The organism is Coprothermobacter platensis DSM 11748 (assembly GCF_000378005.1).
GTDB classification, from domain to species: Bacteria; Coprothermobacterota; Coprothermobacteria; order Coprothermobacterales; family Coprothermobacteraceae; genus Coprothermobacter; species Coprothermobacter platensis.
On record NZ_KB899040.1, the window covers coordinates 848,861 to 866,214 of the forward strand.

Below are 17,354 nucleotides of genomic sequence, written 5' to 3' on the forward strand. Positions count from 1 at the left end.
GTATTCCTATTGAGTGACCTCAGAAGAACTGCTTTTCAGCATACGAACAATCATGTTTTTCAATGTGTCTAAATTCGTACCATCCAAAGCAGATATGGAGATTCCATCTTTTAGCAACGGTCCATCATAAGCATCAAGTTTGTTATAGACTTTTATGATAGGTTCATCTCCTGCTCCGAGCTCGTTAATGATTCGAAGAACAGTACTTTCTTGTTCATCCATTATGGGACTGGTCAGATCCAAAACATGCAGTATAAGGTCACTGTCTTGTATAACTTCTAACGTAGATTTAAATGCATCCAAGACTTTTTCGGGCATGAAATTAACAAATCCTACAGTATCTACCAAAACTACAGGCTTTTTATCCAGTACAGCAAAGCGTCTATAACGTGTATCCAGAGTAGCAAAAACATTAGCATCAGCATAAGTAGGTTTCGTTGTTTTTGATAGTGCATTTAACAAAGTAGATTTGCCAGCATTGGTGTAACCCACTATGGAAACTTGGTAAGTACCTTTTTGCCTTTTTATACCAGTGACAATCCTTCTACGTTTATTTTCGCTTAGCTGTTCTTCTAACCTGTTTATGCGCCTCCTAATAACGCGCTTCAACACTTCAAGCTTTGTTTCCCCTGGTCCTCTGGTACCTATACCACCACCGAGGCGTGACATTACACCGCCTAAGCCGTAAAGCCTTGGGTAAAGGTAATTGAGTCGGGCAAGTTCCACTTGTAACTTACTTTCTTTTGTCACCGCTCGCCTCTTGAATATTTCCAATATTACTTGCGTGCGATCCCAAACCTGAGCAGGTTCAAGAATCGGTTCTAAAGCTCGAACCTGACGAGGAGACAGCTCCTCGTTAAAGATAACTGCATCTGCTCTTTTCTCTTGTACTAATACAGACAGCTCGCGTACTTTTCCTTCACCCATAAAGTACTTCACATCCGGTTGCCTCTTTTGAACAACTACAGTATCTACGTCGAAACCTATGACATGCGCTAATTCTTTGATTTCTTGTATGTCATATTCCATAAAAGCGGGATCTATCCGATCATGCACAAGGTAACCGACAATGGCTCTCATCTATTGAACAATCTCCTAATGAGCTGTTCATCTAACGATACGATTGCTGGCCTGCCGTGGGGATCATAATTGATATCCAGCACTTTCAAGCCTTCTGAGATCAACGCTTCCATTTCCATAACAGTTAGTTTTTGTCCGGCCTTTACTGATGATCTACAAGCCAAGTCGGCACGCACTTTTTCAATGTTACCTTTCACAGACTGTACATCCGATATGATGGTGTCCAAAGATCTGCTTAGAAGTAGTAGTGTCGGCACCGCTTTTATTAAGTAACCACCTCTAACCTCCTGCAAATCGAATCCCATCTGCTCAAGAGCGACAGCTGTTTCCCCATCGACATTAGAAAAAAGTGGTTCCAATAAATACTGCACACCATAAAGAGAAGAGAGTCTCCAGTAGTTTATTTTTTCGTTTACTGCATGCTGATCCCAAAGTTCATATGTCCCATTGCGTTTAACGAGGATAAATGTATCATACAAATAATCCTTGATCTCAAAAGTTTTCCCGGCTGAGGTTGAAATTCCATTAAAGTCCATAGAAAACAGCAGATTATAATCTGCATGTGCATCATTAACAGGCACGGTTCTTGAATCAATGAGATCAAGAGATTGGTTTTCAAACGAAACGGCTCCATTATCTATAGTTTTGTCTGATGAGAAAAGACTCTTTATAAGTTCATCAACCACCTGATTAAGCCAACCGTAAGAGCGAAAGCGAATATCCATTTTTTGAGGATGCACATTGGCATCTATATCCGACGGATCAACCAGGAGTGATAGCACAATCACCGGCAGACTTGCCCCATTCCACAATTGTCTAATAATTCTCAGCACCTGATAATATGCAGAACCCTTGATTAATCGTCCATTAACAGCAAGGATAAGTTCTCCAGCCACACTGGGATTCACATAAGCGCTTAACGTGCCATGGTCTGTACTTACAGAACGCATCGTTGCTTTTTGTCCAAATAGGCTGTAGAAACGCTCCTCATCTGCCATGTCAGGTGTCACATGCCAAACCATACCCTTTTCATTAGTGAACGTCCAGCTTATCTGAGGGTAAAGTAGTACGAATGACTGGAGCATTTTTTGTATTTGTGAAAACTCTGTGGAACTACTTCTAAGAAATTTTCTTCTTGCAGGCAAATTAAAAAACAAATCGCGTACTACAACGCGAGTACCTTTAGGTGAAGCTGTCTGCTTGTGAAAAAGTATGTTGCCCCCTCTTACTTGAATTTCTCCAGAAGAATTCCCATCAGAACTAAAAATGGTCAGATCTGCAACATCACCAATGCTTGCTAAAGCTTCACCGCGGAAGCCAAGAGTAAGAATATTATCGAGATCTTCCTCTGAAGTAATTTTGCTCGTGGCAAAACGTTTCACCGCCATGGGAAGTTCGTCAAATGCTATCCCTGAACCGTTGTCAATTACTATGATTTCATCTAAACCACCATTAATAACTGAAACTCTTATATCATTAGCATGAGCATCGATAGCGTTCTCCACGAGTTCCTTCACTACTGAAACCGGTCGCTCAATAACTTCACCTGCAGCTATCTTAGAACGTAAATTTTCAGACAGTTCTCTTATCATTAAAACAGCCTCATTTGTTTTGCTTCAGGTTTCTCAAAAAGTTCTTGGTTACTCAGTTTTTGGAATACCTTATCCGCCTCTTTAAGTACATGCTGAGGAATGCCAGCTAATGCTGCTACCTGAAGACCGTATGCCTTATCAGACACACCTTCTTCAATTCTATAGAGAAACGTCAAGCCCTCCTCTGTCTCAGCCACTTGAGCCGCTAAGAAACGCACAGGTAAATCGGCTGAAAGCTCGGCAATTTCTGGATAATGCGTGGATATAAGAGCAAAAGGCTTTTTCTTCCTCAGTGAAAGTTCTTTTACGATGGCCCACGCAATGGCTAGACCATCTGCTACAGCAGTGCCTCTGCCCACTTCATCGATGACCACAAGTGAATAATCATCACTCTCTCTTAAAATACGTGCTATTTGTGTCATTTCCACCATGAATGTACTACGACCATAGATGATTTCATCCGCAGCACCCATACGTGCAAAGATTTTTCTTGTCAGAGGTAAGACTGCCTCCTCTGCGGGTACAAAACTACCCATATGTGCTAGTAAAACGATAATGGCCGTTTGCCTCAAAAAAGTAGACTTCCCAGCCATATTTGGCCCGGTGACCAAAGCGGTAACAATATCGCCGCCTAAATCTACGCTGTTTGGCACAAAAGGCACATCGCTGTACCATTCCACTACCGGATGCTTGCCGTTCTTGATTCTAAGCACCCTTTCCGAAACAATTTTGGGACGCGTCCAGCCAAGTTTTCTTGCAGTTAAACTCAAAGACGCAGCGACATCTAAATAGGCAAGCCACTCAGCAACTTTTGTTAAATCTTCGGAGTGCTCAGCGACTTTTTTTACCAAAACTTTGAATAAATCAGTCTCTCGTTCTTCTATGCGTGCAAAGGCATCTTGTACCTTGGACTCAAACTCTAACAACTCTTTTGTTACGAAACGTTCGCCGTTAACTAATGTCTGACGCTTCATGTAGTAATCGGGAACATCATTGGATCGCGATTTGGGGACTTCGATGTAATAGCCAAATGTATCATTGTAGCCTACTTTAAGATTCTTAATGCCCGTTTTTTCTTTTTCTGACGTTTCAAATGAGGCAAGCCATTTTTGGCTCTCTCGTTCAAAAATCAAAAGTTGTTTCAGCTCTTCATCCCACTCTGGGTTTATAATGTCGCCAGATCCCACATCGCCGTCATTTCCCGTTAAACTTTTTTCCAGCAAGTCTACAACATCGCTCACATTTGGAGCAGGTTTTTTTACCAAATCATTTATTTCTGTGTGCGTGATAGATTGAAACTTAATTAAGGCCTCTTTTGTATCAAGAAGTTGCTTTACTTTTACATTAGTGCCTTCTTGCAATATGTTTAATATCCTTTCCACATCAGCTGTTCCTCTAAGTTTTTCCCGAACATCTTCCAGGACTGAAGGGTGCAGAACCATGTATTCCACTAAATCTAAATGCTGATTTATTGATTCAACGTTTGCCCATGGAGATATTATTCGCTTATACAACTCCCGATGCCCCATAGGGGTCAACGTCGAGTCAAGCAGTTCTAATAGGGAGCCTTTTTTTGAGTTAGTCACAGGATTATAAATAAGTTCTAATGCTCGCACGGCTTCTGGTGGAATTTCCATGTGCTCTTCGTCTTCTTTTCGCAAACTAATTTGTGCATTTGCCTTAAGCGAAGCAAGATATTTCTTACCTATATCTTCCAAATTGTGCGCGTCTTCTACTACTGTCACGGGCAATGTATACAACTTGCCCAACAGTTTTTTCACCAATGGATGATCCGCCGATTCAACGGGAATCAGTAGTTCTCGTGGCATAAATGTGTAAAAATAATCCTCAATAGTATTTAAGCCTTCTGTAACGGGTACTTTTTCAAGCATGAAATCTCCTGTAGTTACGTCTAAGAAGAGCAACTCTACCAACTGGTGCTTTATACGTAAAATAGCAAGCCATACATGGTCTTGGGTTCCTTCCACGAACGTACCAGGAGTATAAATACGAATAATATCTCTTTTCACCAATCCTTTAGCCTTTTTTGGATCTTCCATTTGTTCGCAAACAGCGACTTTGAATCCTTCTCCCACCAAACGAGCAACATAGGATTCAAAAGCGTGATGAGGCACCCCGCACATGGGAACACGATTACCTTTCCCAAATTCTCTGGATGTGAGCACAATTTGCAGAACTTCTGATGCTTTAACAGCATCATCGTAGAAGAATTCATAAAAATCGCCCAGTCGGAAGGCGAGCAGAACGTCATCACCCACGTCCTGTTTAAGCTCCCAATACTGGGCAGCCATAGGCGTCAGTTCATTATCTTTCATAATGATATTCTAATCGTTTTTACGAAAAACCGCAGGTCTGAACAATGTCAGGATAGCAGTTTAAGGCCCTAAAATCAAATCCAGCTACGGTTACCCTAATAAGCGATTTCCAATATTTTAGCCACGTCCTCAGTACTCAATTTCTTTACCGTTCCCGGCTTTCCCACTTCTGTGGCTTTTGCAGCAATCGACGGTATGGCATCTTTGGATATGCTCAACGCCTTTAAGGACACAGGAAGATCCCATCGTGTAAATGTGGTTTTCATGCGTTCCACAGCAACCAATACATCATCTGTGTCCCACACATTCTTCGCCCAACGCCTAAAGGTTGGTTCATTTTCTTTCCAAACAAACGTTATCCACGCAGGAAAAACAACTGCTAACCCAGCGCCATGAGCCACATCTGGGTATAAAGCACTTATGGCATGTTCAATATCATGACTAGCCCAATCTCCTTTTAGCTGCGAAGCGCTAACGCCATTCAATGCTAATGTTGCAGCCCATGCCAAATTTGAACGTGCTTCAATATCTTTTTGGTTAATCAGTAACTTATCCGTTGCGTCAATTATGGCTTTCATTAGAGCTTCATCCACGAACAGCGTAGTTTCATTTCCTACACCCGTAAAATAGCTTTCCATGATATGAGCTAAAGCATCGCATGCCCCATTAGCCGTTTGATTCCACGGCAACGTCTGCTGTGCTGAAGGATCCACGATGCTCACTTTAGGATAAACTAACGGGCTATAATTCCCAAGCTTTTGTTTTGTTTCCTCATTGGTTATGACAAAGTTTCCGTTAGATTCAGAACCCGTAGCAGAGATTGTTAACACAACAAACAACGGAAGTGCTTTTTCTATTTTTTCCTTTCCGAGAAACGATGCCCATACATCGTCTAAGTAAATGCCACTCGCCACAGCTTTAGCTGTATCAATAGTGCTGCCACCTCCTACGGCTAAGACGCCATCAATATCATTGTCCTTAGCCATGCGTATACCTTCCATAACTTTACTCAAAACCGGGTTCGGAACTACTCCCCAAAGTTCTATCCACTGGATGCCATTTTCTCTTAAAGACGTAGCTACTGTGTCGTATACACCATTTTTCTTTATAGATCCGCCACCAGCTACCAGAAGAATTTTTTTGCAACCTTCCTTCTTTATTTCTTTACCTATTTCCTGTATTCTGCCCACCCCAAACAATAAGCGTGTAGGATTGCTAAAAGTAAAATTAGTCATGTCCATACTCACCTCCATGAATCGTTTTACCCTCAGAATGTTTAAGATATTCAATGTTTATAGTCACAAAGCGTGTTAGACTTTTTCTATGAAGCTAAAACTTATATCTGTGATTGCGGTTCTGGTTCTTCTGGTCACCGGGTGTGCACAGACTACAGCAGTTACCCCTGCGCAAAGTACGGCTCAAAAAACGTCTTACATTACCCCAAAACAATCAGTGGAGCAGTATATAAAGCAGACATACGAAAAAAACTATGCGCCTTTCTATAACATAAAGAGCCTTTCTCTCACAACCATATCAGAATCCACTAAAGGAACATACACGGCAACTACTTTGTTAAAAGCCACAAAAACGCTCAAATATAGCACGGTTGACAGTTTGCCATATATAAAAGGTGCCCTTTCAATACTCAACTTGCAAAATTACCCCTTCAACCAAGCGCAATCCCAGAAAGTCAATATACTTAAACAGAAGAACCCTCAGCTTACATCAAACCAAATACAGAGAGTTATTACGTTCCTGGATAAAACCTATCAAGAGTTGACAAAATATATAGGAAGTAGCTACGATTCTTATTTGTTTTTATATGTCTCGGTTCCGCTGACCGCATCGAAGACAATTAATACAAGCTCGTTGAAAGTCATGGTAGAACAACCGCATTATGAACGCGTGAATTTGTCCTCATTCAAGCCACTGAGCACTGAAGACATGACTAATGAAGGCAAAAAAGATATGCAACAAGTTATCAGTGGAAAGATCATGCCGCTTTCTAAAACATTTTATGATCCTTGGAAAGTTGCAGAATATGCGGATAAATACACAAGTAATTCTGTAAAATACTGTCCAGGAACATCTGTCGCCAGCGATCCTAGCAAATGGAACAATACAAAGTGGCCTTATAGCAGTTCCCTATGCGACTCTGACTGTGCTGATTTTGCATCTCAAGCACTAAACTACGCTGGTTTAAGCATATCAGCAGGTAGATGGGAACGTCTAAAAGACAGTTCCAATGGATGGCCATGGACGAGTTCTTCTGGATTACGTAATTACCTGCTTAACCAGAGAAAAGTTGTGCGTTTAGTGGAACCATGGCAAATCAGAGTAGGAGGAATAATTACAACAAATAAGGGCCATACTATGATTGTGGTACGCAATGACACCATAGAAACTCTTACTGATGCCCATACCAATGACCGATTTCACGAACCAGTCTTACCGCATTCCAGCTGGTATTATCTTAATAGTTGGTAAGTCCATTTATATATACAACCACTGTTTCTACGTATTCCTAAAAACTCCGTAAATTACGATTAGAGGCGATTTACGTAAGTAAACTCGCGCCTCATTGATTTTCTTTGTTGGTACCTCAAAAGTTTGCGTTCTAAACGCTCTAAGGACAATTGGTTACGTATTTAGCATTAGAGAATCCACTAACCTGCAACTGTTATACCAAGCAGACGAGCCAATTCGCCGATACCGAAAGAAACTAAAGAAACTCCCCATACAACTAATAACATTTGCAGAAATGTTCCTCCAAACGGTTTTTCATTTATGAGAGAAGCTAGCGACGCATAGTAAACAATGACAAGCAAACCAACCGTTATAGTCACAAAGAATGCAGTTAAAGCACTGCTGAAAAGAAAGTAAGGTAGCACGAGCAATATTACCACTATTAAATAGGCCATAAACGTATAAGTGGTAGCCTTCATGGGATTCGCTTTCTTATCTGCAACCTGCGACATGTATTCAGAAGCAGCCATGGACAGAGCAGCGGCCACTCCCGTAATCAAACCAGAAACCCCCACAGTCTTCGCTATACCCAAAGCAAATGTCAGTCCGGCTAACGTTCCAGTAATTTCAACTAAGGCATCATTTAAACCAAGAACTATAGAACCGAGATAAGACAGTTTTTCTTCTTGCACCAGTTTATATAGTTCTTCCTCATGTCTTTCTTCGTCAATATAAATAGAGCGTGCTTGCTCATATTGTTCAGATAAGCGCTGATAAGATTCACCAGCTTTGCTTTCCCCAGTTTCCATCAATTTGATGGTATAAGTCACACCAAAAACCAGAGCCAGAAAAGAATATAGAAACACTTTCCATATGTTTGGCCCTACGTCTCTGCCACTTAATTCTTTCCACATTTGATAATGCCTTAATTCATCCTTCATGATGCGGCTTAAAATATCCTTGTTTTCGCCTTTTGCGAGCCTTGCCAAAAAACCATAAACTCTTGCTTCTGTGATCTCATTCCTTTGAAGAATTAGAACAACATTGTCTTCACCATTCATAGAGCTGAACATCTCCTCTCTCTTTTTTATTGTCTCATATGTGGTATTGAATAAACATACACCCATTTGGGTATGGCTTACTTAGAGGTGATAAAAAGATGCTAACAGTTGGAAGTAATGCACCAGATTTTGAACTTGTAGACCACAATATGAAGAAGGTTAAACTTTCTTCACTCACAGGCAAAGTGGTGTTGGCATTCTATCCAGGGGCTTTTACAAGTGTGTGCACTAAAGAAATGTGCACTTTTAGAGACATGATGGCCAGGTTTAATGATTTGAAAACTACCGTGTTTGGCATTAGCGTAGATACTCCATTCTCTAACAAAGCATTTGCTGATCAAAATGGTATAGAATTTCCTCTTCTCTCAGACTTTGGTGGAGAAGTAGCTAAGCAGTATGGTGGTGTTCATAACAACTTCGCAGATGTCCCAAATTATACAGTGGCAAAAAGGGCCGTCTACGTAATAGACAATGGCAAAGTGGTTTACGCATGGGTCAGCGAAGATCCGGGTAAGGAACCACCTTATGATGATATTGTTAAAGCAGCAGAAGGTTAGGAGGTAACCGATAATGATTAATGAGAGTGTGCAGAAAGCATTAAATGAACAATTAAACAAGGAATTATCTTCAGCTTATTTGTATTTAGCGATGTCTGCTGACTTCGAGCAGAAGAATTTATTTGGATTCGCTAAATGGATGAAAGTACAGTCAGGTGAAGAACTAAAACATGCAGACAAGATTTATGGGTTTATCTTGGAGCGTGGCGGCAAAGTCGATCTCATGACCATAGAAAAACCTCAACAATCGTGGGAATCTGCTATGAAAGCGTTTCAAGATGCTTACGAACATGAGAAGTTTATAACAAATTCTATATACAGTGTTTTGGAGCTGAGTCAGTCTCAGAAGGATTATGCTACAGTAGAGTTCTTACAGTGGTACGTAAAGGAACAAGTTGAGGAAGAAGCACAAACAGAACAGATCGTTAAGAAACTTGAAATGATCGGCGACACGCCAGCAGGTTTATTCATGCTGGATCAAGAACTTGGCCATAGAGAATAAATAGAATTCTTATATATATGCTGCTGTTCCGAAGGCCTTCGCATAGAAGGCCTTCTCTTTATTAATGCAAAAAACACGACATGGTCGTAGCCATGTATGGTGAAGTTAATAGCTTGAGTTTAATTGAGATAATCAGTTGAAGTTCCTAACACGATTGTTATATACCATCCCCATGCTCAGGCATTTGGAACGTGACGTCAATTGCCAAATAGCAATGGCAAAAGCAGATACATGGGAGTTCAAGCAAAACCCGTAATCGACTAATAAGCATTTGAAATGCACAACATAAATATGGGTAACAAAACAAATCGGGAGATCTTTTAGGAAATAAAAATGGCTCCGGAGGCAGGACTTGAACCTGCAACAAACGGATTAACAGTCCGCTGCTCTGCCGATTGAGCTACTCCGGAACCTCTGCTTATTATTATATCATTAGCTATGGCCTTGTCAAGATATTCCTTGGCACCCTATGACAAAATAAGCATAGCCATAGATGAAAAGATGCGCACAACCCAGTTAAAATAACCATTAAAGAAATTCATTGCCAGTAATATGAATACTAAGAAGAACCCGTACTGATCAAAAGACATGACTCTTGCTCTTGTCTCAAAGGAAAAAAAGCTTAAAAGGATTTTGCTTCCATCAAGCGGTGGCACCGGTATAAGGTTAAAGGCCATCAACCAGAAATTAACCAGCGATAATTGAAGCAATAAACTCCATGGGATGAAACGGTATAATACAAGAAACATCAAACTAAGTAAGAAATTGGTCAGGACACCCGCTATACTCACAAAGAAAAGCCCTTTAGAATCAAGCTTGTACATGTTGATGGGCACCGGCTTAGCCCATCCAAAGATAGCTGGAGAACCAAGAAGACCGAGTACTACCGGAAGAACGATAGTACCTATCAAATCAATATGAGCAATTGGATTGAGTGTTAGACGACCACTTACATATGCTGTATCATCACCTGAAAGTTTTGCTGCATAACCATGTGCTATTTCGTGCAGAATCACACAATACATGAAGATAACAAAATAAAGGATAGTATTTATAATAGTCACTCTATCACTCCCGCCGTACCAGCCATAAGCTGGGTTGTATAAAGCTCATAGTAAAAGCCCTTCTTCGCCATGAGCTCTTGATGCGTTCCAGACTCCACAATTCTACCGTGATTAACAACAATTATTTTATCAGCTTCTTGAATAGTACTCAAACGGTGAGCTATAACCACCGTCGTACGCCCTTTCATCAGGCGCGGTAGTGCATTCTGAATAAGCCTTTCCGTATCTGTGTCGATATTAGCCGTAGCCTCGTCAAGAAGCAGCAATTTTGGTCGGTGGTACAAAGCTCTGGCAAACGCAATAAGTTGCCTTTGGCCCTGGGAAAGGTTTGCTCCCTCTGGGGCAAGCATGTAGTCCAAACCGTTAGGAAGATCTAAAACAAACTGTGCATTAACAGTTCGAAGGATGGTAACCAGCTCTTCATCGCTGGCTTCATCCCACAAGGTTATATTGTTCCTTATGGTATCATGGAATAACTGAACTTCTTGCAAGACCAAAGCAAGGTTGTGTCGATACTGTTCGATGTTCCAATCTTTTAGTTCTACATCGTCAACCAGAACTTTGCCGTCATAGTTATCATAGAATCCAATAAGCAAATTCAGCATGGTTGACTTCCCAGCTCCTGTGGGACCGACAATAGCTAATGTTTGTCCAGGCTTCAAATCAAAGGAGACATCCTTAAGCACAGGCTCCTCATTATAAGCAAAATTAACCTTATCAAAGGTTATTGAACCCCTTACCGGTTCGGCATAATCCTTCCCTTTGTATTCGACTTCTTTTACTTCCATAACATCCATTATCTTTTCTAAGGAAGCAAAAGCTGTTTGAAATAGTGTGTACTTATCGGAAAAATCTGCGATAGGGTCAAACATCATAGGTAAAAGCTGGAAGAATGATACAATGGTCCCCACCGATATTAACCCTTTGGATATGAGGTATCCGCCATAAAGTAACACTAACGCTCTGGCAAGCTCACGAAGAAAATTCACTGAAGGATAAAACATTACACGAACCTGCGCAGCTTTAAGTTGATTTTTATAATGTTCCTTGTTTATGGCATCATATTCCTGCTCACACAGTTCTTCTCGCGTAAATGCCTTAACTACCGTAAAGCCGGAAAGCACTTCCTGAGCATAAACGTTCATACGTGAAACGATGCGCCTTATTACACGCCAAATCCGTCGCAGCGTGAATCCAAGCACTTGGAGCATTATGGCAACTGGCACAACAGCGGCGAGTACAACGAGTGTTAAACGCCAATCCATAAAGAGCATCATTCCAACAATACTCACTAACAAAAAGAAATCCGAAAGTAAGGAAACAAAGCCTGCACTGATCATTTCGTTAAGGTTTGCAACGTCGTTGGTGACACGTGTCACCAATTTACCTACTGGATTCTTGCCAAAGAAATCAACTTTGAGCGACATAAGGTAACGCATCAGGTCAACACGCAACTGCCACGTAATTTTTTGGCCGAAAACATTGCTAAGATACATCTGGAACCAACTAAACGCAAAGTAAGCACCCAGGAGAAGAAAATAATACAATAGAAGTGCATTTAGGCCACTGAAATTCATTACCTTTATGTGGCTGTCGATAATAACTTTAAACAAGTAAGGTTGCAGAACAGAGGTTACCGCGGCACCCAGAGCGCACAACAGTGTGATTGTAATAACACCAATATTTGGTTTTATGTAAGGCCACAGAAATGACAGAAGTTCTCTATCTGTATGGTGACGGGTCTGCTCTTCTTGATCTAACGAATCATCCATTATTAGCCAGTCCCTCCAATACTTGCATTCTATATAGGTGAGCAAGATAGCCATCTGCTTTTATTAACTCTGATGGCGGTCCATATTCTTTTGTGGCACCATCGATGAGCACGTAAACTCTATCGGTCGGTAAAAGAGCACTTATACGATGACTTACAAGAATAACACTCTTATTGTTTAATCGCGCATAGTCAGTAAGATTCTTTACCAGTTGTTCTTCAGTTACCGTGTCTAATGCCGAAAACGCATCATCAAGCATGAGAAGTGGCCTATCAGCAAGCAGTGCCCGAGCAATAGCCATACGTTGTTTTTGACCACCTGATAACGTTACACCACGTTCACCTACCAACGTATCTAACCCCTCTGGAAGAGTCTTTATGTCGTCAGCCAGGCATGCTACTTCCAACGCTTCCCAAATTTCACTGTCGCTGGCGGTTGGATTGCCAAATCTCAGGTTTTCACGCACAGTCATAGAGAAGAGATAAATACTTTGCGGAACGTAAGTAACTAATGAACGTAGCTCCTTTATAGGAACATGCTTCACATCGATACCGTTGACGAATATGGTATTTTCTGGCGGTTCCAGAATTCTAATAAGGAGTTTTGTAAGCGTAGACTTACCACAGCCTATGGGCCCTGCCACACCAACCAATTCACCGGCATTTACTTCTAAGTGCACATTAGTAAGTACTTGCCTATCACCATAGGCAAAATGCAAGTTTTTCACTTCCATTTTTTCAAAATCGTTTACATGTTGGCACGGTGGAAAGCATGGTATTTCTTTAGGCGCCAGTAGAATATCATCTAATCGTCGCATAGATGCATTTGCCCGCTGCAAATTCGATAAGCCGAAACCGATTGCCATCATTGGCCAAAGAAGTAAACCAATGTAATTAACATAAGACACAAGTGTCCCGAGCTCTAATTTGCCCTGTTGCAGTTCAGCCACACCTGCCCAAATCACCAAAAGAGTGGCGATACCTGCAAACAAACCTGTAAGTGGGCCAAAAAGAGCATCAAGCCTTACTTCCTGTAAATAGTACTTATAAAAATCTGCATTTACAGATTCAAATATGCCTATGGCCTTATAGCCCTTTCCAAAAGCTCTAAGTACCCGAATGTTTGTAAGGAATTCCTGAACTCTTTCCGTTAGTAAACCAAAGGTATCTTGGATTCTCTTAAAAAGCACGAATATGTATCGAGAAAAGAATATAGTAAAAATCGTAACCCCCACGAGAGGAAGAACCGCATACCAAAACAAGCGCTTGTCCAGTATGAACATCATTATTATGGTGCTTACACCCAAAACCAGTACGTCGATCAAGCTTATAAAACCCATTTGCATAAACTGCCTGATAGCTTGCAAATCGTTTGTCAATCTACTCATCAGGTCGCCAATATCATAGTCATATAAGAACTCTGAAGGCACCTTTAGTAACTCATTGAAAGCCTTCTTACGTAAGTCATAATCAAAAACTAAAGCCATGCGTTGTAAGGAATATCTATACGCATAACGCATCAATGTCATGATTACAACCAAGATCAAGTAAAGATAAGCATAACGGGATATATTCGGCTGAAGCGCAACCACGGCGTTGACAAAATTGCCAAGAATATAAGGTAAATAGACTTGTATTATGTCAACGCCTACGAGCGCAAGCAATGCCAAAGCGTATATTAACCAATGCTCTTTTATGAACCTAAGGATTCGCACCATAATGTTATATTACATTAAATGCGAATCAATTGCACGTATGAAATACAGATGTTTTTTTGAAGTTACTCTGAGCAGATGCCTTCTTTGCCAACAATTACCAAGGCTGGCCTGAGCAACGTATCTCCGATACGGTACCCTTTACGGACAACCTTAACAACAACATTCTCTTGCCCATCTGCATAGCCAAGAAATTCATGCCAATTTGGATCGAAAGCATCCCCTTCTTTTCCCACTTCCGTAACGCCATACTTCTCCAGTACGGAAATCAGTTGTGCCCGTATCATACGTAAACCACTATTGTCCTCATGTTCCAATGCGTGGTCCAACGTGTCTATAACGGGGAATAGATCCCTGGCAATGGACTCAGCAAGAAGTTTTTCTTTCTTTTCCTGGTCGCGTTTAAGTGCTTCACGAGCAAGAGCGAACTCTTGTTTCATCTTTATCAAGAACTCTTCAAGTTCTCTATGTTCAGCTTCTAATGTGTTGATTTTTTCTTGAAGTGCGAGACGCTCTGCCTCTAATTGTTCGAGCTTTTTCGAAAGTTCATTGTTTCCGTTATTCACTTCCTCATTGTTATCTGCTAAATGCTCCGACAGAATAGAATCTATAGTCTCTTTGACTGCGTCTTCTGACGCTATCTTTTCCTCTTCTTGCTGTGTATCGTTTTTATCTTCCAAACTACTTCACCTCCATAAACGGTGCACGAAGTACACCTTGTTCTGTGATATAGCCAGTAATGAGTGATGCTGGCGTAACATCAAAAGCGTAGTTCAATGCTTGACTTTCAGAAGGAGCAATGCGCTGTCCCCTGAATTCCAAAACTTCGATAGGACTCCTCTGCTCAATTTGAATGTCAGAACCACTCGGGCAATTCAAGTCAAAACTACTGGTTGGAGCAGCCACGTAAAACTCAATACCATAATGCTGGGCTGCTACCGCCAGCATTAACGTACCAACTTTGTTGGCCGTATCACCGTTTAACGCTACCCTGTCTGCTCCCACAATAACGGCATCAACCTTTCCCAAAGACATAAGATAAGTGGCCGTGTTATCCGTTATTATCATGTGAGGAACATGTTCTTTTACCAATTCCCACGCAGAGAGTCGTGAACCTTGAAAAAGTGGCCGTGTTTCGCAAAGATAAGCCATATTCAGATCTTTACGGCCATTCTTCACTTTAATCACACCTAAAGCAGTGCCAATACCACCTGTCGCTAATGTGCCTGTGTTGCAAATAGTCAATATGTTCTTTTTCCCTGTAAGCAAATCAGCGCCATTGATGGAGAGCGATAAATCATCCTGTTTTAAGCGATTCTCTATCTGTACAATCTTTTCATAAACCATGACACCTATTTCGTAAGGTTCAGCAGTGACGGGCAAATCAACCATTATACTGTCTACTTCTTTTTTTAGATTCACCGCTGTCGGACGCGCATTAACCAAATAGTCAACCTTTACTTTTAAATCGCCCCAAAAGTCTGAAGATTTCTCGCTTTCCAGAACAGCAAAATACAGACCATAGGCACCAGCAAGACCTAAGAGAGGTGCACCACGAACTCTAAGTAGTTTTATCGCTTCTACCAACTGATCTAATGACGTTATAGCAACGTATGTTTCTTCGTTAGGCAACAACGTTTGGTCTAACAAGTAAAGCGTTCCTGTTTCTCTTTCAAAGCGTAAAGGTTCAATCACTTCAAAACCCTCCCTTTTATGGTCCTAAATAGAGGTATACCCAAAATTGCCGTAACGCTAAACTCTCCAACAAAAATGCTTCCAGCATAAGACAAATAAACCGTCCAAAACGCTGAACCCAATTGCGATAAAGCGTGCATCCCGCTGGCACCGAATATGAGCACAAACGGTACAATTAATGCATTAGTTATAGATACTGCAATGGCTGCCAACCAATCGCTAAAACCATGGCTACCAAGCCAGTGAACAATAGTCACTGCAATAAAAGTGGAAAGCGTGCCAAAAATCCAATCAAAGACACCATAAGGGCTGGCAAGGTTGCTCAGCAACGTGCCAATAGTCACACCCATCACGGCTTCACTCCAAATGAGAGGCAATAACGTCAAACATTCAGATAACCGAAACTGAAAAGGCCCATATGCTAAATTGAGAAGGCTCGATGAATACGTTATCACCACATACAGTGATGCAATAAGGCCCGTTCTTGCAATTCTAATCAGCCAGCTTTCTGGGCGACCCTGCCGCTCGTGTAACTCGCTCGTTGTAGGCAATGCCAATCCCCTCCTGATCCATCAGTTGCACATAGGTGATTTGTCCAAAGTCCTCGGCCCTTCTGAGCGCCATATAGATACGAGCAGCAGCGCTCTGTTTATCAGGTCCTAAGCCAATAAACGTTACGTAGGTTTTATCAAAAACTTCTTGTAGGCTATCCAATGCAATCACTGTTATTCTTACGTCTTTTGGAACTTCACTTTCTTCTCTAAACAACATCACAGGTACATTAGGTGCATAATGCCTATATTTCATGCCTGGAGAAGGAGCCGGCTGTGACGGGTTCTCAAGTTTGTTAGCATAAACCACACGTACCTTTCCATAGTCTTCAAGCATTTCTTTAGTAACAGCCCCCGGCCTGTATATTTTCCACGGATCTTCTCGAACATCCACAACCGTAGACTCAAGTCCCACTAACGTAGGTCCTCCGTCTAAAATGAGCACGTCTTCACCAAAATCCTGGAAGACATGTAAGGCTGTTGTAGGTGAAGGTCTTCCGCTTTTATTTGCACTGGGAGCAGCAATAGGACCAGAACCTTTAATTAGAGCCAAAGCCACTGGGTGAGCAGGCATTCTAATTGCTACACTCTCCAAACCACCTCTGGTTGCAAGCGGAATACTTTCTCTTGCATTCATGATGATACTCAATGGTCCAGGCCATAGAACATTCATGACATTAAGAGCAGAAACGGGAACGTCAGTCACAAGATAATTCAATTGGTTTATATCACATATGTGAACAATTAACGGGTTATCTCCAGGTCTTCCCTTGAGAAAAAAAATCTTTTTGACGGCATCTTCATTAGTTGCAATGGCCCCCAAACCATACACCGTCTCAGTGGGAAAAGCAACTAACGAACCATTTAGAAGAATCTCACAAGCCCTGTTTATCGCTTCAGGTTCAGGTTTTAATGGGTCAACTTTTACGATCATATTAAAGACTCATCGCGCTCCATTCCCAAA

At 41.4% G+C, this 17,354-nt stretch carries 15 protein-coding genes and 1 tRNA gene; 3 read left to right on the top strand and 13 right to left on the bottom strand.

Annotated elements, in window-relative coordinates; translation table 11 throughout:
* Positions 1-6: 6 nt before the first annotated feature.
* The 4 genes from hflX to D890_RS0104740 form a co-directional block, all read right to left on the bottom strand.
* Positions 7-1,080, bottom strand: a complete 1,074-nt coding sequence (gene hflX, locus D890_RS0104725) for a GTPase HflX (protein ID WP_018963361.1) — start codon at positions 1,078-1,080, stop codon at positions 7-9.
* The gene (gene mutL / locus D890_RS0104730; RefSeq protein ID WP_018963362.1) at positions 1,077-2,672 is read right to left on the bottom strand and encodes a DNA mismatch repair endonuclease MutL; all 1,596 of its coding nucleotides are present in this window, start codon (positions 2,670-2,672) and stop codon (positions 1,077-1,079) included. The genes hflX and mutL overlap by 4 nt, the downstream gene beginning before the upstream one ends.
* The gene (mutS, locus tag D890_RS0104735) at positions 2,672-5,008 is read right to left on the bottom strand and encodes a DNA mismatch repair protein MutS (RefSeq protein WP_018963363.1); all 2,337 of its coding nucleotides are present in this window, start codon (positions 5,006-5,008) and stop codon (positions 2,672-2,674) included. The genes mutL and mutS overlap by 1 nt, the downstream gene beginning before the upstream one ends.
* A 95-nt stretch (positions 5,009-5,103) precedes the next feature.
* A complete protein-coding gene (locus tag D890_RS0104740; RefSeq protein ID WP_026291321.1) occupies positions 5,104-6,243 on the bottom strand; it encodes an iron-containing alcohol dehydrogenase in 1,140 nt (379 codons plus the stop codon).
* Between the two features lie 88 nt (positions 6,244-6,331).
* Here D890_RS0104740 and D890_RS0104745 point away from each other — a divergent pair, with 88 nt between their 5' ends.
* Complete coding sequence (locus D890_RS0104745) at positions 6,332-7,495, top strand: amidase domain-containing protein (protein WP_018963365.1); 1,164 nt, start codon at positions 6,332-6,334, stop codon at positions 7,493-7,495.
* Positions 7,496-7,674: 179 nt separating this feature from the next.
* Here the strand turns inward: D890_RS0104745 and D890_RS0104750 are convergent, their stop codons facing one another.
* Entirely contained in the window at positions 7,675-8,535 is an 861-nt protein-coding gene (locus D890_RS0104750; protein WP_018963366.1) for a VIT1/CCC1 transporter family protein, read from the bottom strand.
* A gap of 98 nt (positions 8,536-8,633) precedes the next feature.
* Here D890_RS0104750 and D890_RS0104755 point away from each other — a divergent pair, with 98 nt between their 5' ends.
* Both D890_RS0104755 and D890_RS0104760 read left to right on the top strand, forming a co-directional pair.
* Positions 8,634-9,092 carry a peroxiredoxin gene (locus D890_RS0104755; protein WP_018963367.1) on the top strand — a complete coding sequence of 153 codons (459 nt, stop codon included), beginning with the start codon at positions 8,634-8,636 and terminating at the stop codon, positions 9,090-9,092.
* A 13-nt stretch (positions 9,093-9,105) separates the two neighbouring features.
* Complete coding sequence (locus D890_RS0104760; RefSeq protein ID WP_018963368.1) at positions 9,106-9,594, top strand: ferritin; 489 nt, start codon at positions 9,106-9,108, stop codon at positions 9,592-9,594.
* 334 nt (positions 9,595-9,928) lie between these two features.
* Here D890_RS0104760 and D890_RS0104765 read toward each other — a convergent pair.
* The 8 genes from D890_RS0104765 to D890_RS0104800 form a co-directional block, all read right to left on the bottom strand.
* Positions 9,929-10,004: transfer RNA gene (locus tag D890_RS0104765), tRNA-Asn, on the bottom strand.
* Positions 10,005-10,061: 57 nt separating this feature from the next.
* Positions 10,062-10,658: a site-2 protease family protein gene (locus tag D890_RS0104770; protein WP_018963369.1), complete on the bottom strand. Its 597-nt coding sequence runs from the start codon at positions 10,656-10,658 to the stop codon at positions 10,062-10,064.
* Positions 10,655-12,430, bottom strand: coding sequence for an ABC transporter ATP-binding protein (locus tag D890_RS0104775; RefSeq protein ID WP_018963370.1), 1,776 nt, complete (start codon positions 12,428-12,430; stop codon positions 10,655-10,657). Before D890_RS0104775 ends, D890_RS0104770 begins: the two co-directional genes overlap by 4 nt.
* Positions 12,423-14,147 carry an ABC transporter ATP-binding protein gene (locus D890_RS0104780; RefSeq protein ID WP_083916936.1) on the bottom strand — a complete coding sequence of 575 codons (1,725 nt, stop codon included), beginning with the start codon at positions 14,145-14,147 and terminating at the stop codon, positions 12,423-12,425. Before D890_RS0104780 ends, D890_RS0104775 begins: the two co-directional genes overlap by 8 nt.
* Before the next feature lie 62 nt (positions 14,148-14,209).
* Positions 14,210-14,824: a nucleotide exchange factor GrpE gene (locus tag D890_RS0104785; protein WP_018963372.1), complete on the bottom strand. Its 615-nt coding sequence runs from the start codon at positions 14,822-14,824 to the stop codon at positions 14,210-14,212.
* 1 nt (position 14,825) lies between these two features.
* The gene (gene mtnA / locus D890_RS0104790) at positions 14,826-15,839 is read right to left on the bottom strand and encodes an S-methyl-5-thioribose-1-phosphate isomerase (RefSeq protein ID WP_018963373.1); all 1,014 of its coding nucleotides are present in this window, start codon (positions 15,837-15,839) and stop codon (positions 14,826-14,828) included.
* Positions 15,836-16,396 (bottom strand): QueT transporter family protein, encoded by a 561-nt coding sequence (locus D890_RS07875; protein WP_342663124.1) that lies wholly within the window; start codon positions 16,394-16,396, stop codon positions 15,836-15,838. Before D890_RS07875 ends, mtnA begins: the two co-directional genes overlap by 4 nt.
* Complete coding sequence (locus D890_RS0104800; protein ID WP_018963375.1) at positions 16,332-17,324, bottom strand: L-threonylcarbamoyladenylate synthase; 993 nt, start codon at positions 17,322-17,324, stop codon at positions 16,332-16,334. Before D890_RS0104800 ends, D890_RS07875 begins: the two co-directional genes overlap by 65 nt.
* Positions 17,325-17,354 lie beyond the last annotated feature (30 nt).